Raw genomic sequence first — 20159 nt, forward strand, 5'->3', positions numbered from 1 at the left:
TTAGCCGGCCGGCAGGCTGTTGGCGAACGAGGCGCTGGACGCGGGCGCCGCCTGGGTGACGGGCGCCTGGGACGCATCGCCGGCGACGGGTTCGATCTTGCCGTTCTTCGGCGTGACCTTTGAGCCCGGTTGGGCGGCGCGTTGCAGACCCGCGATGATGACGCGGTCGGTCGGAGCCAGGCCCGAACGGACGACGCGCAAGCCCTGCACGATCGGGCCGAGCTGGACGGCCTTGTTTGTCACGGTGCCGTCGGCGTTGACCACGGCGACGGTGCGGCGGGCCTGATCCGTGCCGATGGCCGAATCCGGCACCAGCAGGGCGTCATAGGCGCCGGCGCCCGCGACCTGGGCGCTGCCGAACATGCCGGGGCGCAGGAAGCCGTCTGCGTTAGGCAGGATGGCGCGCAGACGGATCACGCCCGAGGCGGTGTCCACGGCGTTGTCCGAGAAGTCGAGGCGCCCGGTGTGCTTGTAGGTGCTCTCGTCCTGCAGGCGCACATTGACGACCGCACCCTGATTGGCGCCGCCCTGACGCAGGTATTTCAGCAGGACCGCTTCAGAGCCGTCGAAGACGAAGTGAATCGGGCCGCCCGAGATGATGGTGGTCAAAATGTCGCCGGCCGACGAACCGCCGGCGATGACATTGCCCGGATCGACGCGGCGGTCGGACACGCGACCCGAGGTCGGCGCGGTGACGCGGGTGTATTCCAGGTTCAGACGCGCATTGCGAACAGCGGCGTTGCCAGCCGCCAGATTGGCCTGGGCCGCATCGACGGCCGCCTTGTTGGAATCATACTCGGCCTTGGACACCGCCTGCGAGGCCAGCAGGGCTTCGCTGCGGGCCAGGTTGGCGCGGGCCAGCGACAGCTGGGACTGGGCCTGGGCCACCTGGGCCTGAGCCTGGGCCAGGGCGGCCTGCGCCGGGCGCGGATCCAGGGTGAACAGCAGCTGGCCTTTCTGAACCATCTGACCGTCGCGGAAGTGAACCGCCTGAATATAGCCGCCGACGCGGGCGCGCACGTCCACGCTCTCGACCGCTTCGAAGCGACCGGTGAACTCGTCCCAGTCCCGCACCTGCTGCTTCAGCGGCACAGCCACGGTCACGGGCGGCGCGCCTTGCGCCGGCGCCTCTGCCTTTGGGGAACAACCATAAAGCGCACCCGTCACCATGACGGATACCGCCGCAATCTTCAGCCCGCGCATCTGCGCATCTCCCTGTCGGAGGTAAATCCCTGTCGTGCGGACAGAGGCCGATGGGGAGTCGGTCTTGTCAACGCGTGGTGACTTAATGGTCGGAGCCGTGGCGCTTGTCAACAGGCGTTGACAAAGCCATATGTGATCTACGGTTATTGTCTGTGGAGTGTCATCACCTTGTTATGTCCCGGCCCACGCCCGAGAAACGCCGCCGCCACGCGCACGGCCATTCTCGATGCTGCGCGCGAGAGATTCGCGGCCGAGAGCTATGACGACGTGGGCATGCGCGACATCGCCCGCGATGTCGGCGTCGATGCGGCCCTGATCAGCCGCTACTTCGGCTCCAAGGACGACCTTTTCCTGGCCGCCCTGGACAGCTGCGGCGACGGCAGCGCCCTGATGCAGGGTGAGAAATCCGACTTCGGCCGGCGCGTCGCCCACGAGATCGTCTTCGAACCCAAGAAGGCCGAAAAGCTGAAGGGCATGTCGATCATGTTGCGCTCCATCGGCTCGGCCAAGGCGTCGGAGATGGTTCAGACCACCTGCACCCAGCGGTTCTTCGGCCCGCTGGAGGAGTGGCTGAGCGGGCCGGACGCCACCGTGCGCGCGCGGCTGCTGGCCGGCTTCATCATGGGCATGTCGGTCAGTCGCGAACTGGGCGGCGGCAGTTTCAACATCGAACCCGCCCAGTGCGAAAGAATGCGCGACCGCCTGGCGCCGATTCTTCAGTCCCTGATCGACGGCTGATCCCATCGCGGAAACGAAAAAGGGCGCGGAGGTTGGCCTCCGCGCCCTTCGTCTTGTCCGGCGACCGGCTCAGTGCGAGGCGGTCGAGGTCACTTCGGTCCGCGCCTTGGTGCGGATGCAGCCGATGGCGAAGATCGTCAGGCCGATGTAGCCCAGCATCGGCACGATGAAGGCGGGCTGCAGCTTGCCGGCCGCATCGGCGATATGCGCCGCGACTTGGGGCAGCAGGGCGCCGCCGATGATGCCGAACACCAGCAGGCCCGACGTCGCCGAAGTCGGAGCGGTCGAGCGCTCCAGCGTCAGGGTGAAGATAGTCGGGAACATGATCGAGTTGAACAGGCCGATCGACAGAACGGCATAAGCCGCCGTCGGCCCGCCGATCTGGCTGACTGTCAGGCACAGCACCGCCGCCGCGACGGTGCAGCAGGCCAGGACGATGCCGGGGCGCACCTTGGTCAGCACGAGCGAACCGATGAAGCGGCCGACCATGGCGCCGCCCCAGTACAGGGCGACCATCTTGCCCGCCGTCTCGATCGGGGCGTTCAGGATGTCGGGGCTTTCGAGGAAGTTGGTCAGCATGCCGCCGATGGCGACTTCGGAACCGACGTAGAGGAAGATGGCCAGGGCGCCGAATACAGCCCAGGGCGACGACAGGGCCTTCAACGGCGAAACCGCATTGTGCGATTCAGGCGCCGCCGCATTGATCTTCTTGCGCGCCGTGAAGATGAAGACGGCGATCAAGGCGAAGAAGGCGCCCATGCCCAGGAAGGCCATGTCGATGCTGCGCAGCGACTGGGTGCGGGTCGCGGCGGTGACCACAGCGCCAGCGGCGAAGACGCCGCCCGTCAGCAGAACGTGCGAGCCCAGCCATGGCCCCACGGTCGTGCCCAGCGAGTTGAAGGCCTGCGACAGGTTCAGACGGCTGGAGGCGCCCTTGGGGCTGCCCAGCTCGGCGACCAGCGGGTTGGCCGCGACCTGCAGCAGGGTGACGCCCGAGGCGATGACGAACAGGGCGATCAAGACGCCGGGATACCAGTCGGCGGCGGTGGCGGCCGGCACGATCAAGCAGCCCGCGACCATGACGATGAGGGCGCCGATGATCGAGCGGCTGTAGCCCAGCTTGCTGAGGACGGAGGCCGCCGGCAGGGACATCAGCCCGTAGGCGATGAACCAGGCGAAGGTGGTCAGGAAGGCCTCGGCGTTGTTCAGGTCGAACACCCGCTTAACCGCCGCGATCAACGGGTCGATCAGCGAGGTCGCAAAGCCCCAGGCGAAGAACAGCGTGGTGACATAGGCGAAGGCCAGGCCTGCGCCCTGGCGTTTTCCGGCGTCCGGAACGGTCATGAATGATCCCCCAGTGAAATCGAACGGCCGCGCTGTGATCGCGCGGTTCTCATCCTGCTTGGTTCGGACATCGCGAAAGGCGCGTCCAGCCGAAAAGCGCGCTCTGTAACGAAACTTTCCCGCCGGGCCGTGGCGCAGGCAAAGAAAAGGGCCGCCTCGCGAACGCGGCGGCCCAAGTTTGCTCAGAAGAGAGGGGAAATCAGAACTTGTAGTTCAGCCCGACGGCGAAGGTGCGGCCGTAGTGCTGATAGTCGATGGTCCGGCGCTCATCGCCGTTCTCGAAGGTCTTGAACGGCTCGTCGGTCAGGTTGTTGACCTGAGCCAGAACCGACAGGCCTTCCAGCGGACCGGACTGGAACTCATAGCCGACCTGGGCGTCGACCACGGTTTCCGCCGCGACCGAACGCAGGGTGCGGCCGTTGCCGAAGCCGGCGACTTCGCCCAGGTAATCCGAGCGATAGCGGGCCGAAATCCGCGACTGGAAGCCGTAGCGCTCATAGTAGAGAGAGCCGTTGATCACGTTCTCCGACAGACCCGGCAGGGCGGTCGGGGCCTGGGTCGGATCCGGCTGGACTTCGCTGTCCGTGGTCGAGGCGCTGAACTGGGCGCCGAAACCTTCCAGGGCCGGATGGAAGATGTCGAACGGCGCCGAGATTGAAAGCTCAAGGCCCTTGATCCAGCCGCCTTCGCCATTGTCAGGCGCGCCGACCAGGCCTTGGCGCAAGGCTGGCTCGGGGTTCGTTGGCGAAATCACGCCGATCGGATAGCCGGTGAAGTCGAAGATCTGATTGCGATTAAAGACGTAGCTTTCCAGGTTCTTGTAGAAAGCCGCCAGCGAGATGTAGCCCTTGCGGTTGGCGAAATACTTCTCGAACGACACGTCGATCACGTCCGCGATGTACGGCCGCAGTTCCGGGTTGCCGCCGCCGCCGCCCCAGGGGGAACGGTTGATGTCGGTCGATTGGGCCAAGCTGGGGTTATAGCTGTAGTTTCGCGAGGCGCGCATATCGTCCATGCGCGGACGGGCCAAGGTGCGCGAAACTGCCAGACGCGCGAACATGTCCTCGCCGGTTTCCAGGATGAAGTTCGCGCTAGGCAAAATCTCCAGATATTCGTCGCCGCCCGTCACCGCGATGGTCTCGGAGACGCCCGGTCCGACCTGCCGCGCCGAGAAGCCGCTGGAGCTTTGGTCGGTATAGACGAACTGCATGCCGACGTTGCCGGTCAGGGCCCGGCCGAACAGGTTGTGATCGATGTTGGCGCGGACGTAGGCGGTCGAGACCTTTTCCGTCACTTCCCAGTTGCCGGCCGTGACGTCGGCGTTCGGGTTGCGGACGCGGTTCAATGCGCCGCTATTGACCAGGCCGAGAGCGTCGTAGCTCAGCACGGCGCTGATGCCGAGATAGCCAAGGTCGGTCGGGTCCAGCAGGAAGGCTGAAGGCACGGTCAGATCGCCGCCGCCGGGGACGCCGAGATAGAACTGGTCGTTGACGAAGCTCTTTTGACGCTCGGTGTAGTTGGCGCCGAAGTCGATCGACTTAAACGGGCTCTGGTGCAGTTCACGCGTCACAGAGAAGCGAGCGGCCTTGATCTCGTCCTCGATGGACGGCGTGTTCATATAACCGGCCTGACCGCCAGGAATGACGTCGCCGCCCCAGCCCTGCGGGCTGGTGATACGGATCAGGTTCGGATCGGCGTAGTTCAGACGGCTGGTGAAGCGGGTCACGCCATCGTCGGTCAGTTCAAAGCCCAGAGTGTCCAACGCGCCGTTAACGTTGCGGCCGGTGCCGGCGTTGGTTTCCAGGATGATGTCGTTACGCTCGACCTTCGAATAGCTGAGGTCCATGTTCGCCGACCAGTCGTCGCTGAGCGTGAACTCGGTGTTCCAGCCCAAGGCGGTGATGTTGCTGTCGCGCTTGTTCAGATCGTTGCGAACCACGCCCTTGATGTTGTCCCAGGTGCCAGCGACGATGAGGCCGTCTTCGACAGTGTAGCCGGGACGCAGCGACGGCGCCGGACGGCAGACCGCCGACGGGACGTTCACGGTGCAATCACCAGAGGAACCACCCCAAGCCAGCGGGAACTCGATGCCGCGCAGAACCTGGGTGTTCTTGAACTCGGAATAGAAGGCGTCGATCGTGGAGTGGATGCGATCGTTCGGGCGCCATTCCAGCACGCCCATATAGCCGTCGCGCTCCAGCTCAGACGACATCACATAGGGCTTCACGCCGCCGGTCAGCAGATTGCCGTCCGTGTAGTTGGGATAGCCCCAGGCGTTGAAACGCTCGGACTGATAGGGCGAGCTCATGTGGGCGTAGCCCAGGGCCACGCCCAGCGTGCCGTCCAAGAACTGGTCGATGTAGGAGATGGTATAACGGTCGCCGTTGTCGGTCGTGCCCGAGTTCAGGGCGCCCAGCTCATTCCACTCGTGGCGATAATTCATGGCGATGGCCTGACGGCCGTAGGCCAGCGGGCGAACGGTGCGCAGGTCGACGGTGCCGCCTAGACCTTGACCGATCAGAGCCGCGTCCGGGGTCTTGTAAACGACGACGCTGTTCAGCAGTTCGGCGGGGAACTGGTCGAACTCGACGCCGCGGTTGTCGCCGGTGGTGACCAGTTCGCGCCCGTTCAGCAGGGCGGTGGTGAAGTCAGGGCCCAGGCCCCGGATGGAGATCGCTTGGCTGCGGCCGTCGAGGCGCTGCATGGTCACGCCCGGCAGGCGCGCCAGGGATTCGGCGATCGAGACGTCCGGCAGCTTGCCGATGTCTTCGGCCGAGATGACTTCGACAATCGAGGTGTTGTTGGCCTTGGCTGAGATCGCGGCTTCGATCGAACGACGAATGCCGGTGACGACAATCTCATCGACCTGCGTCGCCTGATCGTCGGCCTGCGTTGTCGCGGCGGCGGTTTGTGCGTGGGCCGAGCCGACCGCCATCAGGGCGGCTGCGCCGAAGGCGACGCCGGATAGCAGGCGCGCGCGCCGGTTGAGACGTTGGAACATGGTCATCCTCCCTGGGGCTGACCGCGATTCTGAACGTCGCGATCTGAAGCCGTCGCAAAAATATGCAAATCTTCGGGAATGTTGCAAGCAGTTAATGCGGGCGTCTGATTTCCGTCGCACTTGGCGCCCGTTGATAGCCCGCAAAGCCGCGGGAATGTGCGGTTTCGCGCTATTTCCATGGCGCATCGCAGCATTTCAGCGACGCGTTGACAGCTCCGCCCATTGCTGCAAAATCTTGCAAATCGATCTGGAAGGCTTTGCACTTTCCAGACGCAAGGGAGTGAGCGTCATGGCAAGGGGAACCCCCAGAAGGGCCGGACTGCACGCCGTGATGGCGGCGGCGGCTGTGCTGAGCGGCTTTGCAACGCCAGCGACGGCGCAAACGCGCCAGGCCGAAGACGCCCTTTCGGCCCTGCGGCAACGCCTGCCACAGGACGAGGTGATCTACTTCCTTCTGCCGGATCGCTTCGCCAATGGCGATGCATCGAACGACCACGGCGGTTACGCCGCCGACCGGCTGAAAAGCGGGTTTGATCCGGCCGATACCGATTTCTATCACGGCGGCGACTTGGCCGGCGTGACCCAACAGCTGGACTATATCCAGGGCCTCGGTGCGACGGCGGTCTGGTTGGCGCCGGTGTTCAAGAACAAGCCCGTGCAGAGCCATGGCGGCTATACCGGCGCGGCGCACCACGGCTACTGGATCACCGACTTCACCGCCGTGGATCCGCACTTCGGCGACGAGGCTGCGATGCGCGCCCTGGTCGAGGCGGCCCACACGCGCGGCATGAAGGTGTATCTGGACATCGTCGCTAATCACACCGCCGACGTCATCCAGTATCGCGAATGCCCGGAGGGTCGCTGCGCCTATCGCAGCCGCGCCGACTATCCCTACACCCGTCGCGGCGGCGTCGACGGTGCGCCGATCAATGAGGGCTTCGACGGTCGAGACTTTTCGCGCCTGACCCGGCCCGACTACGCCTACACGCCCTATGTCCCGGCGGGCGAGGAGAACGCCAAGGTTCCGGCCTGGCTGAATGACCCGATCCACTATCATAACCGGGGCGAGAGCACCTTCACCGGCGAAAGCAGCCTGGACGGCGACTTCGCCGGGCTGGACGACCTGCTGACCGAGGACCCGGTCGTCATCCAAGGCATGATCGACATCTTCGGCGGCTGGATCGACAAATACGGGATCGACGGCTTCCGCATCGACACCGCCCGTCATGTGAACCCGGGCTTCTGGCAGGCCTTCATCCCCGCCATGATCGCCCGTGCCGAGGCCAAGGGCATCCCAAACTTCCACATCTTCGGCGAGGTCTATGATCCCGATCCGGCGGTGACGGCGCGGTTCACGCGGGTCGACGGCTATCCGGCGGTGCTGGACTTCCCGTTCCAGAAACAGGCGACCGATGTGGCGGCCGGCAAGGTCGGGACCGACGCCCTGGCCAAGCTGTTCGACGCCGACACGATCTATGACAAGGGCGCGGAAACCGCCGCCATCCTGCCGACCTTCCTCGGCAACCATGACATGGGCCGGGTCGGCTTCTTCGTGAAACAGGCCAATCCGAACGCCAACGACGCCGAGGTGCTGGCGCGCATCAAACTGGCCCATGCCCTGATGATGTTCAGCCGGGGCGTGCCGACACTGTACTACGGCGACGAGCAGGGTTTCGCCGGGGCGGGCGGATACGGAAACTCGCGCCAGGACATGTGGCCCAGCCGCACGCCGGTCTATGCGGACGAAACGCCCGTCGGCGGTCGCCAGCCGGCCTATTCGACGGACGCCCCGCTGTATCAGGCGATCGCAGAGATGACCCGCATCCGCGCCGAAGAGCCGGCCCTGCGACGCGGCCGTCAGGCCGTACGCGCCTATGGCGACAAGCCCGGTCTGTTCGCCCTGTCGCGCATCGGCGAGGACAGATCGGAGGTCTTGGCCCTGTTCAACACCTCGACCGCGCCCGTCGCCGCTCAAGTCGAGGTGGAGCCCGGCTCGCTGCGGTGGCAAGCTCTGCGCGGCGATTGCACACCCGAATCCTCCGCGCCCGCCAGCGTCGCCGTTCGCGTGCCTCCCCTCGATTACCTCGTCTGCAAGAGCGTGCCGTGACTGCCCTGCCCCTCGATCTTTCCACGGCTGACGCCGCCCCCGCATTGGCGCACGACTGGTGGCGCGGCGCGGTGCTGTATCAGATCTATCCGCGCAGCTTCGCCGACTCCAACGACGACGGCGTCGGCGATCTGAAGGGGATTACCCAGCACCTCGACCACGTCGCCTCTCTAGGCGTGGATGGCATCTGGCTTTCGCCCTTCTTCACGTCGCCGATGAAGGACTTCGGCTACGACGTGTCGGACTATTGCGGCGTCGATCCGATCTTCGGCACATTGGCCGACTTCGACGCCCTGATCGCGCGCGCCCATGCCCTGGGGCTGAAGGTTGTCATCGATCAGGTCTTCTCCCACACCTCGGACGAACATCCCTGGTTCACCGACAGCCGCGCCAGCCGCAACGGCGAACACGCCGACTGGTACGTCTGGGCCGACGCCAAGCCGGACGGCTCGCCGCCGTCGAACTGGCAGTCGGTATTCGGCGGCCCGGCCTGGACTTGGGACGCGCGGCGCGGCCAGTATTACATGCACAACTTCCTGGCCTCCCAGCCTCAGCTGAACGTCAGGAATCCGGCGGTTCAGGACGCCCTGATCGCGGCGGCGCGGTTCTGGCTGGATCGGGGAGTGGACGGCTTCCGTCTGGATGCGATCAACTTCGCCATCCACGATCCGTCCCTGCGCGACAATCCGCCGATCCAGGACGGCAAGAAGCGTACGCGGCCGTTCGACTTCCAGGACAAGATCTATAACCAGTCCCACCCGGACATCATCGGCTTCCTGAACCGCATCCGCGCCCTGACCGATAGCTATGAAGGCCGGTTCACGGTGGCGGAGGTCGGCGGCGATCACGCCGATCGCGAGATGAAGGAATTCACCGCCGGCAACGACCGTCTGCACTCGGCCTACGGCTTCCTCTACCTCTACGCCGATACCCTGAAGAGCGAACTGATCGGCGTGGGCGATGGAATGTGGCCGGATCAGCAGGGCGAGGGCTGGCCGTCCTGGACCTTCTCCAACCACGATGCGCCGCGCGCGGTGTCGCGTTGGGCCCAGGGCCGGGACGAGAAGGCCTTCTCGGAAATGGCCCTGCTGTTGCTGATGTGCCTGCGTGGCAATGTCTTCGTCTATCAGGGCGAAGAGTTGGGCCTGCCTCAGGCCGAGGTGCCGTTCGAGCGGCTGGTCGATCCCGAGGCCATCGCCAACTGGCCCGAGACACTGGGCCGCGACGGCGCCCGCACGCCAATCCCCTGGGTGGCCTCGGCGCCCAACGCCGGCTTCTCGACGGTCGAGCCCTGGCTGCCGGTCGATCCGCGCCATCTGTCGCTGGCCGTGGATGCGCAGGAGGCGGACCCGACCTCGATCCTGCACGCCGCGCGCCGCATCATCGCCCTGCGTCAGGCCCATCCGGCGCTGCGGACTGGAGGGCTGGAGATCGAGAGCGCGGGCGACCTCGTGGTCTTCCGCCGGTTCGAACGGGCCGAGGGCGGCGAGCGTCTGCTGTGCGTGTTCAACCTAGGCTTCGAAGCCGTGGACTGGCTTGCGCCTGCCGGCGCGCGCCGGATCGCGGCGGTCAACTGGACCAAGACGGACGGGTCGACGCTGAGGCCGCTGGCCGGCCTGATCTTCGCCGACGCCGGATGACGGGTTCAGCCGCCGCAGGTCTCGCGAACGATCAACTCGGTCGGAACGCGCTCGGAACGGCCTGCTGCGGCGCCGCCGTGATCCAGCAGTTTGGACACCATCAACCGGCCGGCCTTCATTGTGTCCTGGGCGATGGTGCTGAGCGCCGGGCGCGAGTAGCGGCTGAACGGCACATTGTCGAAACCGATGACCGAGACCTGGCCCGGCACCTCGACGCCGGCGTGCAACAGGGCACGCACGGCGCCCAGGGCGATCTGGTCAGACGCAGCCACGACGCCATCGAAATCCAGCCCACGTCGGATCAGGGCGTCCACGGCGGCCTCTGCGGATTCGACCTCGAAATGCGCAGGCACGATCAGGTCGGCGTCCACGTCCAGCCCGCTCTGACTCAAGGCGTCCAGATAGCCGCGATGCCGCTGCATGGCCTCGGGCGGATCCAGGTCGCCCAAGAAGACGATGCGCTTTCGCCCCAGCCGCGCCAGATGCAGCGTCGCGCGGCGCCCGCCGGAGATGTTGTCCGAGCCGATGGAGCAATAGTCCTGGTCGGGCAGTTCGGCGCCCCAGACGACGAAACGATGGTCGGCGTCGACCAGACGGTTGAAGGCCGAATGCAGGCTGGATTGGCCCAGGAAGATCACGCCGTCCGCCCGGCTGGTGTTCAGCGCGGCCGACAGCTCGTCATAGTTGGCGGGCGAGATGTGGCTCATCAGCAGGTCGCAGCCGCGTTCGCGCGCCGCCTCGCCCACCCCGGCCAGAAGCTCCAGGAAGAAGGGGTCGCTGAGGCGCCCTTCGCGCCCCTGCGGACGCGGCACGACCAAGGCGATCGTGCCCTGGGCGCCGATCGGACCGGCCGGCATGTGGCGGCGGAACGGATAGTCGTGTTCCTTGGCCAGCTTCCAGATCGTCTGTTTGGTGCGATCGTTGACCGCGGGGCTGTCGTTCAGGGCGCGCGAGGCGGTGGCGATGGACACGCCGGCCAGGCGGGCGATGTCTTCCAGACGGGTGGTCTTGCGGCTCAAGGTCGCGGGTCCTCACAGCAGCATGGTGAAGCTGCAAAATTTTCTGCAAATATTTCAGCCACCGTTCGCGGCGGTTGGCAAGAGGCGGCGTAACGGAGTTCCCATGATGCAGCGCAGATCCTTCCTGGCCCTTGGCGGCGTGTCGATCCTGGCTCTGGGGGCGACGGGCGCGCGCGCCCAGACCGCGCCGAACCATGCCCGCGCGTCGTCGCCCGGCGGCGTGCTGACGGTCGAGGCCTTCACCGACAACGACGGGCGGCCGATGTATTCGGTGCTGCGTCAGGGCCGTGTCGTGGTGGCCCCGTCCAAGTTGGGTTTCCTGCTGACCGACGCGCCGGCCATCGAGCGCGGCCTGGCCCTGACGGCAGGCCAGCCGGTCACGGTCGACGACACCTGGGAGCAGCCGTGGGGCGAGCGCCAGTTCATCCGCAACCACTACAACGAATGGCGTGTCGCCTATGCCGAGACCGGCGGCCTGCGACGCCGCGTGGATGTGGTCTTCCGCCTGTACGACGACGGTCTGGGCTTCCGCTATGAGTTCCCGCAGCAGGCCGGCCTGACCACCGTCCGCATCGGTTCGGAAATCACCGAGTTCAACCTGGCCGAAAACGGCGAGGCCCTGTGGTGCCCGGCCTGGGAATGGAACCGCGAGGAATATCTCTACAGCCGCACGCCCATCGATGCGGTCGGCAGCGCCCAGACGCCGATGACGGTTCGGGGCCAGTCGGGCCTGCACGTCTCCATCCACGAGGCCGCCTGCATCGACTACGCAGGGATGAACCTGCGCCGGTCGGAGGAAACGAAGTTCCGCGCTCAGTTGACGCCGGGCCTGACCAATGCGGCGGTAGTGCGCGAGGCGCCGTTCAACACGCCCTGGCGAACCCTGCAAATCTCCGACAGCGCCGCTGGCCTGCTGGATTCCAGCCTGATCCTGAACCTGAACGAGCCCAACACGCTGGGCGACGTCAGCTGGTTCAAGCCGATGAAATACGTCGGCGTTTGGTGGGAAATGCACCTGGACCTGAAGACCTGGAACTCCGGGCCCAAGCACGGCGCGACCACCGAGAATGCGATCAAACACATCGACTTCGCCGCCAAGCACGGGCTGGGCGGGGTACTGGTCGAAGGCTGGAACAAGGGCTGGGACGGCCAGTGGTTCGCCAACGGCGCGGACTTCAGCTTCACCGAGGCCTATCCCGATTTTGACATCGAAGCGGTCTGCGCCCACGCGCGGTCCAAGGGCGTGCAACTGATCGGCCACCACGAAACCGGCGGCAACGCCTTCCACTATGAGCAGCAGCTCGAACCGGCCATGGCCCTGTATGAACGCCTCGGCGTCCATTCGGTGAAGACGGGCTATGTCGCCGACGCGCAAGGCGCCCGCGTCGCCGGGCCGGACGGACAGATGGTCATGGCCTGGCACGAGAGCCAGGCCATGGCCCAGCACCACATGCGCGTGGTTGAGGCCGGCTATCGCCACAAGGTCGCCGTCAACGCTCACGAGCCGTTCAAGGACACCGGCCTTCGCCGCACCTATCCAAACATCATCAGTCGCGAGGGCCAGCGCGGGATGGAATATTCGGCCTGGGGCAATCCCGGGAATCCGCCCGAGCATGAGCCGAACCTGGTGTTCACCCGCCTGCTGGCCGGGCCGATGGACTATACGCCCGGCATCTTCGGCATGGAGACGCGCAGCCCCGGCGGCGTGCAGACGACCTGGGCCAAGCAGCTGGCGCTCTATGTCGTGATCTACAGCCCGATCCAGATGGCGGCGGACCTGCTGGTCAACTATGAGGCCAACCCCGGCCCGTTCCAGTTCATCAAGGATGTGCCGGTCGACTGGAGCGAGAGCCGCACGCTGGACGCCGCGATGGGCGACTATGTCGTCACGGTTCGCAAGCAGCGCGGCACGGATGTCTGGGCCCTGGGTGCCGTCACCGACGAGCATCCGCGCGTGCTGAAGGCTCCCCTCGACTTCCTGGACGCCGGCCGTCGATATCGGGCCGAAATCTATCGCGACGGGCCCAACGCCGACTATCGCGGCAAGCGCGAGGACATCGTCATCGAGCAGCGCGAGGTGACGTCGTCTGACACCCTGACCCTGGCGTTGGCCCCCGGCGGCGGTCAGGCGATCCGGTTCGTGCCGGTCGGTCGGGCGCGACGCGGATGACCCTGCTCTCGCACCGCCCGCGCCTGTCCGGCCTGGCGATCTGGAACATGTGCGTCGGCTTCTTCGGCATCCAGATCGGCTTCGGCCTGCAGAACGCAAACACCAGCCGGATCTTCCAGACTCTAGGGGCCGAGGTAGACAGCTTGGCGATTCTGTGGATCGCCGCACCGCTGACGGGTCTGCTGGTCCAGCCGATCATCGGCCATTTCAGCGACAAGACCTGGACCCGCTTCGGCCGGCGGCGGCCCTATTTCCTGATCGGTGCCATCGCCACCACCCTGGCTCTGATCGCCATGCCCAATAGCCCCAGCCTGTGGTTCGCCGCGGCCATGCTGTGGATCATGGACGCCTCGATCAACATCACCATGGAGCCGTTCCGCGCCTTCGTCGGCGACAACCTGCCGGAGGAGCAGCGCACCGCCGGCTATGCGATGCAGAGCTTCTTCATTGGCGCCGGCGCGGTTTTCGCCTCGGTCCTGCCGTGGCTGTTGTCCAACGTCTTCGATATCGCCTCGACCGCCGAGGCGGGCGTCGTGCCCCTGTCGGTCAAGATCGCCTTCTACGTCGGCGCCGCCGGCCTGTTCTCGGCCGTGCTGTGGACGGTGCTGTCGACCAAGGAATACAGCCCCGAACAGATCGCGGCCTTCGAACGCGCCCGAGACGATGCGCCGACCGCGCCCGTCGAGGCCGAAGCGCCGGCTCGCAGCGTCCAGGGCTGGATGACTTCGGGCCTGGTGTGCGCCGTCCTCGGCGGGCTGGGTTTCGTGCTCATCGGCGCGCTGAACCTGGAAAAGGAGCTACTGGTTCTGGCGGGCTTCTTCGCCGGGTTCGGCCTGCTCCAGATCGCCGTCGGCATGATGCAACGTCGCCGCATCACCAACGCCGCGACCGAAATCCTGAACGACATCTTCCGCATGCCCGAGACGATGCGCGGCCTGGCTGTGGTTCAGTTCTTCAGCTGGTTCGCCCTGTTCGCCATGTGGATCTACACCACCGCGGCCGTGACCCGCGTCCATTACGGCGCCACCGACACCACCTCGGCCGCCTACGCCACGGGCGCCGACTGGGTGGGGGTTCTGTTCGGGGTCTACAACGGCGTGGCGGCCCTGGCGGCCTTCACCCTGCCGGTCATCGCCAAGCGGATCGGACGCAAGGCGACCCATGCGCTGATGCTGATGCTTGGCGCCGCCGGCCTGTTCGGCATCTTCGCCATCCGCGAGCCGGGCCTCTTGTGGCTGCCGATGGTCGGCGTCGGCTTCGCCTGGGCGTCGATCGTCTCCATGCCCTACGCCATCCTGTCGGCGGCGGTGCCGGACCGAAAAATGGGCGTCTATATGGGCGTCTTCAACATCTTCATCGTCGTGCCCCAGTTGCTGGCCGCCACAGTTCTGGGCCTGATCCTGAAGAGCCTGTTCGATGGTCAGGCGATCTGGGCCCTGGTGCTGGGCGCCATCTCCTTCGTTCTGGCCGCCGCCAGCGCGCTGATGGTCAAGGAGCATCGCGGATGAACCGTCGAGGTCTTCTGGCCCTCATGGCCGCCCTGCCCTTCGCCTGCGCGGCGCGCGCCGAGGGCGCCCTCGCGGGCGGGCGGTTGGTGCTGCATGAAGCGGTCGCGTCGGCCCATGTGAAGGCGCGCAACGTCTCGGTCTGGCTGCCGCCCGGATATGAGGCGACCGACGCCGCCTGGCCTGTCCTCTATATGCACGACGGCCAGAACCTGTTCGATCCGGCCACGGCCAACTTCGGCGAATGGGGCGTGGACGAGCACCTGACGCGGCTGATCGCGAGCGGCCAGGTGCGGGCTCCGATCGTGGTGGGGGTCTGGAACACGGACCTGCGGCTGAGGGAATATGTCCCCGCCGACCTGATCGCCGCCCTGCCCGCCGACATGCGCGACGAGGTCCAGGCCATCTACGGCGGCCCGTCCTTGTCCGACGCGTATCTGCGGTTCCTGGTCGAGGAGTTGAAGCCCTTCATCGACGGCGCCTACCGCACCCTGAGCGGACCGCAGGACACGATGATCGCCGGCTCCAGCATGGGCGGCCTGATTTCGATGTATGCAGTGATGAAACGGCCGCAGGTCTTTTCGGCCGCCGCCTGTCTGTCCACCCATTGGCCGCTGAAGGTCGAAGGGCTTGAGCCCGGCGCGGCGCTGGACGCCTGGCGCACGCGGCTAGTCGCCGCCTGGACCGGCGTGATCGAACGCGGCCTGCCCGCGCCGGGCGACCACCGCTTCTATTTCGACCGGGGCGACGAGACGCTGGATCAGTTCTACGCCGTCTTCCAGACCCAGGTAGATCAGAGCTTCCGCCGTCGAGGCTATGGCCCCGGTGACTTCCGCAGCCTGGTTTTCCCCGGCGCCCAGCACAATGAAGCGTCCTGGAACCAGCGCCTGGACGTGCCTCTGACCTTCCTTCTTTTCCCCGCCCCCACGCGCAACCCGTGAGGACCACAATGCGTCACTTCCGTACCTTCTGCCTCGCCGGCGCCGCCGGCCTGGCCCTCGCTTCCGTCGCAAGCGCTCAATCGGGCGTCGCCCCCGGCGCGCCTGGCGCCCCGCCCGTCTGGTCCAGCGCGGCCAAAACCGGCGCCGGCGCATCCTACGAGGCCTATGTTGATGGCCAGTATCGCGACGGCGGCCCGACCGGCGCGGTGTCCAAGGTCTGGTATTCCATCGCCGACGGCGTCCTGACCGAGACCATGTACGGCCTAATCCATGAGGCTCAGATCAAGGCGCTGCGCTTCGCCGGCGTGACCCAGGACGGCCTGGTCGTCGAAGGCGACGACACCACCAGCCGCACCGAGTATCTGCACGTCGACGCCCAGGGGCGTCCGCTGTCGCCGGCCTATCGCGTCACGACCCAGGACAAGAACGGCCGCTTCGAGATCGAAAAGCAGATCTTCAGCGATCCCGACCGCAACGCTCTGGTGTTGCGCGTCACCATCACCGCGCTGAAGGGCGATGTGACGCCCTATCTGATGCTGGAGCCGCACATCGCGAATACCGGCGTCAAGGATCGCGGTCAGGTCACGCGCGACGGCTTCCACGCCTGGGAGGGCGACACCCACCTGTTCCTGAAACCTAGCGAGGCCTTCGAAAAGGCCAGCGTCGGTTTCGTGGGGACGTCCGACGGTCTGACCGATCTGAAGGACGGCAAGCTGGACTGGACCTACGCCTCGACCGGCGACCAGGCCGGCAACACCATGATGACAGGCGCCCTGCCGCGCCTGCGCCAAAGCCGCCGGATCACGCGCGACTTCGTCATCGGCTTCGGCCACAGCGAGGCCGAGGCGCGCGCCGCCGCGGACGGATCGTTCGCGACTGGCCTGGACGAGGTGCTGGCCCGCTTCAACGGCGAGGGCGAGCGCGTCGGCTGGGAGGATTATGTCGGCTCCCTGACCGAACTGCCGCGCATCGCCGAACAGGCGACCGACGGGGGTAAGCTGGCCTACGCCTCGGCTCTGATGCTGAAGGTGCAGGAGGATCGCACTCACGCCGGCGCCCTGATCGCGTCACTGTCGAACCCGTGGGGCGATACGGTGGACGCGTCGAAATCCTCGACCGGCTACAAGGCCGTCTGGCCGCGTGACTTCTATCAGGTGGCGATGGCTCTGGCGGCGCTGGGCGACAAGGAGACGCCGCTGGCGGCCTTCAACTATCTGCCCCAGGTTCAGGTCGGCCCGAACACGCCCGGCAACACCGGCGTCGGCGGCTGGTTCCTGCAGAAGACGCACGTCGATGGCGAACTGGAGTGGGTCGCGGTCCAGTTGGACCAGACCGCCATGCCGATCATGCTGGGCTATCGTCTGTGGAAAATGGGTTGGCTGTCGGACGGGCAGATGACTGAACACTATCGGTCCATGTTGAAGCCGGCGGCCGACTTCCTGGTCGATGGCGGCAAGATCGGGCTGATGTGGAACGACGCAGAGATCAAGCCGCCCTTCACCCAGCAGGAACGCTGGGAAGAGCAGCAGGGTTATTCGCCGTCCTCAACCGCCGCCGTGGTCGCGGGCCTGACTGTGGCGGCCGAAATGGCGCGCGCCTCAGGCGACGCCGCCGGCGCGACGCGCTACCAGATCGCGGCCGACGGCTATGCGTCCAAGATCGAAGAGCGGATGTTCACCACCAACGGCGACTTCGGCGACGGTCGCTACTTCATCCGCATCACACAGAACGAGAACCCGAACGACAAGGCCCCGATCGGCGCCGCCAATGGCCAGATCGCGCCGGCCGAAGACCGGGTCGTGGACGGCGGCTTCCTGGAACTGGTGCGCTATGGCGTGCGCAAGGCCGACGATCCGCACATCCTGTCCACCCTGCCCGTCTACGACGATCAGTCGCTGGAGCCGCTCTATCGCGTCCGCTACGACTTCGGTCCCGAGGGCGACAAGACGCCGGGCTGGCGCCGCTATGGCGTCGATGGCTATGGCGAGGACCATCTGACGGGCGCCAACTATGGCGTCGGCGGGGAGATGAGCCCCGGTCAGCGCGGCCGGGTCTGGCCTTTCTTCACGGGCGAGCGCGGTCACTATGAGCTGGCCCGCGTCAGCGTGAACGGCGCCCCCTCGGCCGCCGACATCGCCGCCATCCGCCAGACCTATGTGCGCGGCATGGAGCGGTTCGCCAACGGCGGGCTGATGCTGGCCGAACAGGTGTGGGACGGCGTCGGAAACCCGACGGCCAAGGACTACGCTGTGGGTCAGAATACGGACTCGGCGACGCCTCTGGCCTGGACCCACGCGGAATATCTGAAGCTGCTACGGTCGCTGGCCGACGGCAAGGTCTGGGACAGCTACGACCCCGTCCACGACCGCTACGTCCGCTGATACGAAAACGGCCCCGGAGATCGCTCTCCGGGGCCGTACTCATTTCGGCTGACGAGGCTCAGAAGGTGAGCTTCACCGCGCCGACGATGCGGTCTTCGGCGCCGGGCACGCCGTCCACGTCGGTGTCATGATAGCGGACATCGAGGCCCACCTTGTCAGTCAGGGCATAGCCGACGCCGACGTTCCAGGTGGTGTAGTCGTCGCTGACGTCTAGCCATTGCTTGCCGAGCGCGCCCGACACCGTCCACTTCGGCGCCGGCGAGAAGGCGGCGTTGACCTCGGCATAGGTCGCTTCATCGTCGATGCCGAAGAAGTCGGGCGAGTAATAGATGGCCGCGCCAAAGGTGGCGGGACCGACCGCACGCGAGGCCGCAGCCTTGAACTCGGCGTAGTTGTAGTCCGCGCCGTCCGGCTCCCCGACATACAGATAGCCGATCACGCCGAAGTCGAGCGCGAAGCCCCCCGCCTCGGTGCGATAGCCGCCGTAGAGATCGACCTCCGCATCGGTGTCGTCGCCGAAATCGACGTTGGAGGCCCAGGCGCCCGCATAGAAGCTGCCCGAGGTCAGGTCGACGCCGCCCTGAATGGCGGGATCTTCGCTGGTCTGGCTGAAGCCGCGGAAGACATAGTCGCTGACAGCGCCCACGTTCCAGGCGACATCGACGGTGCTCTGGGCCGAGGCTGGCGCGGCGAGGCCGATAAGTCCTGCGGCGAGGGTCGCGGCGGCGGCCGCGCGGATGATGGTCTTTTTCATAGTCTATCCCCTTGTTGTCGTTATTCGAGGTCGAGGCCGGGCGCGGGTTTGGGAGCCGCGCCCGGCCTCAGCTCAGTGTTCCAGCGCCTCGCCATGCAGCGATGTGTCCAGACCGGCGGCTTCTTCCGCTTCGCTCACGCGCAGGCCCGTGGTGAACTTGCAGATGAACAGGATGATCAGGGTGCCGACGGCGCTGTAGACGATGGTCCACAGCAGGCCCAGGGCCTGGGCGCCGACGTTGGCACCTTCCGACAGGCTGTTGATCGCGGTGGTGGCGAACACGCCGGTCAGCAGGGCGCCGATCAGGCCGCCCGCGCCGTGGATGCCGAAGGCGTCCAGGCTGTCGTCGTAGCGCAGCAGCTTCTTGATCCACACCGACGAGGCGTAGCAGGCCGGACCGGCGATCAGGCCGATGATGACCGCGCCCTTGGGATCGACGAAGCCGGCCGCCGGAGTGATGGCGACCAGACCGGCGACGACGCCCGACAGCATGCCGATCAGCGAAACCTTCTTCTTCTCGATATATTCGACGACCTTCCAGGTCAGGGCGGCGGCGGAGGCGGCAAGGATGGTGTTCAGCAGCGCCACGCCCATCAGATCGTTGGCGGCGCCCGCCGAACCGGCGTTGAAGCCGATCCAGCCGACCAGCAGTAGCGAGGCGCCGATCATGGTCAGGACAGGGTTGTGGGCGGTAATGACCTCTGTGCCATAACCCTTACGGCGACCCAGGAAGATGGCGCAGACCAGGCCTGCGACGCCCGAGTTGACGTGAACGACGGCGCCGCCCGCGAAGTCCAGCACGCCCGCCGAACCGAGGAAACCGCCGCCCCAGACCCAGTGGCAGATCGGCGCATAGACCAGCAGCGACCATAAGGCGGTGAACAGCAACAGCGCCGAATATTTGAACCGCTCGGCGAAGGCGCCGGTGATCAGCGCCGGTGTGATGATGGCGAAGGTCATCTGGAAGGAGATGAACAGGAATTCGGGAATGCCCGGCAGCAGGGCGTTGGCTGTCTTCAGCGACACGCCGTTCAGGAACAGCATGTCCAGGCTGCCGATGAAGGGCTGAAGGCCGGCGCTCTCGTTCTTGCCGAAGGCCAGGCTGTAGCCGGCGATGAACCATACCAGGGACACCACGGCGAAGACGCCGACGGACTGGGTGATGGTGGCGATGACGTTCTTCTTGCGCACCATGCCGCCATAGAACAGCGCCAGACCGGGGAGGGTCATCAGCAGAACCAGGGCGGTCGAGGTGCCGAGCCATGAGGCGCCAGCGCTGTCCAGCTCAAGCGCGGCTTGGTGGCCGAGCAAGGCGGGCGCGGCGTCCTGCGCATTCGCCGCGCCGGCAGCCATCAG

At 66.2% G+C, this 20159-nt stretch carries 13 protein-coding genes; 7 read left to right on the forward strand and 6 right to left on the reverse strand.

From position 1 onward, the window contains the following. Positions 1-1203 carry an efflux RND transporter periplasmic adaptor subunit gene (locus BLR19_RS06160; protein WP_039244573.1) on the reverse strand — a complete coding sequence of 401 codons (1203 nt, stop codon included), beginning with the start codon at positions 1201-1203 and terminating at the stop codon, positions 1-3. A 132-nt stretch (positions 1204-1335) separates the two neighbouring features. On the opposite strand from BLR19_RS06160, the gene BLR19_RS06165 reads away from it, so the two are divergent. Further along, a complete protein-coding gene (locus tag BLR19_RS06165; protein ID WP_255366461.1) occupies positions 1336-1941 on the forward strand; it encodes a TetR/AcrR family transcriptional regulator in 606 nt (201 codons plus the stop codon). Positions 1942-2010: 69 nt separating this feature from the next. Here the strand turns inward: BLR19_RS06165 and BLR19_RS06170 are convergent, their stop codons facing one another. After that, positions 2011-3285, reverse strand: coding sequence for a sugar MFS transporter (locus BLR19_RS06170; protein ID WP_091748371.1), 1275 nt, complete (start codon positions 3283-3285; stop codon positions 2011-2013). Between the two features lie 199 nt (positions 3286-3484). Beyond that, positions 3485-6286 carry a TonB-dependent receptor gene (locus BLR19_RS06175; RefSeq protein ID WP_218119324.1) on the reverse strand — a complete coding sequence of 934 codons (2802 nt, stop codon included), beginning with the start codon at positions 6284-6286 and terminating at the stop codon, positions 3485-3487. A gap of 289 nt (positions 6287-6575) precedes the next feature. Here BLR19_RS06175 and BLR19_RS06180 point away from each other — a divergent pair, with 289 nt between their 5' ends. Both BLR19_RS06180 and BLR19_RS06185 read left to right on the forward strand, forming a co-directional pair. Beyond that, a complete protein-coding gene (locus tag BLR19_RS06180) occupies positions 6576-8393 on the forward strand; it encodes an alpha-amylase family glycosyl hydrolase (protein ID WP_218119325.1) in 1818 nt (605 codons plus the stop codon). Further along, complete coding sequence (locus BLR19_RS06185) at positions 8390-10033, forward strand: alpha-glucosidase (RefSeq protein ID WP_255366462.1); 1644 nt, start codon at positions 8390-8392, stop codon at positions 10031-10033. The genes BLR19_RS06180 and BLR19_RS06185 overlap by 4 nt, the downstream gene beginning before the upstream one ends. Before the next feature lie 5 nt (positions 10034-10038). Here the strand turns inward: BLR19_RS06185 and BLR19_RS06190 are convergent, their stop codons facing one another. After that, positions 10039-11052, reverse strand: a complete 1014-nt coding sequence (locus BLR19_RS06190; RefSeq protein ID WP_017505134.1) for a LacI family DNA-binding transcriptional regulator — start codon at positions 11050-11052, stop codon at positions 10039-10041. A gap of 106 nt (positions 11053-11158) precedes the next feature. Here BLR19_RS06190 and BLR19_RS06195 point away from each other — a divergent pair, with 106 nt between their 5' ends. From BLR19_RS06195 to BLR19_RS06210, 4 genes are read left to right on the forward strand one after another with little or no spacing between them, the layout of a single operon-like run. Further along, positions 11159-13222, forward strand: coding sequence for a glycoside hydrolase family 97 protein (locus tag BLR19_RS06195; RefSeq protein ID WP_255366463.1), 2064 nt, complete (start codon positions 11159-11161; stop codon positions 13220-13222). After that, entirely contained in the window at positions 13219-14730 is a 1512-nt protein-coding gene (locus tag BLR19_RS06200; protein ID WP_091748388.1) for an MFS transporter, read from the forward strand. The genes BLR19_RS06195 and BLR19_RS06200 overlap by 4 nt, the downstream gene beginning before the upstream one ends. After that, positions 14727-15668 (forward strand): alpha/beta hydrolase, encoded by a 942-nt coding sequence (locus BLR19_RS06205; RefSeq protein ID WP_091748392.1) that lies wholly within the window; start codon positions 14727-14729, stop codon positions 15666-15668. The genes BLR19_RS06200 and BLR19_RS06205 overlap by 4 nt, the downstream gene beginning before the upstream one ends. Before the next feature lie 8 nt (positions 15669-15676). Beyond that, the gene (locus BLR19_RS06210) at positions 15677-18049 is read left to right on the forward strand and encodes a glucan 1,4-alpha-glucosidase (protein WP_091748395.1); all 2373 of its coding nucleotides are present in this window, start codon (positions 15677-15679) and stop codon (positions 18047-18049) included. 58 nt (positions 18050-18107) lie between these two features. On the opposite strand, the gene BLR19_RS06215 is transcribed toward BLR19_RS06210, so the two are convergent. Beyond that, a complete protein-coding gene (locus BLR19_RS06215; RefSeq protein WP_091748398.1) occupies positions 18108-18803 on the reverse strand; it encodes a TorF family putative porin in 696 nt (231 codons plus the stop codon). Positions 18804-18875: 72 nt separating this feature from the next. Then, a complete protein-coding gene (locus tag BLR19_RS06220) occupies positions 18876-20156 on the reverse strand; it encodes an ammonium transporter (protein WP_091748401.1) in 1281 nt (426 codons plus the stop codon). Between the last annotated feature and the right edge of the window lie 3 nt (positions 20157-20159).

The sequence above is a fragment of the Brevundimonas sp. 374 genome (assembly GCF_900102995.1).
GTDB classification, from domain to species: domain Bacteria; phylum Pseudomonadota; class Alphaproteobacteria; order Caulobacterales; family Caulobacteraceae; genus Brevundimonas; species Brevundimonas vesicularis_C.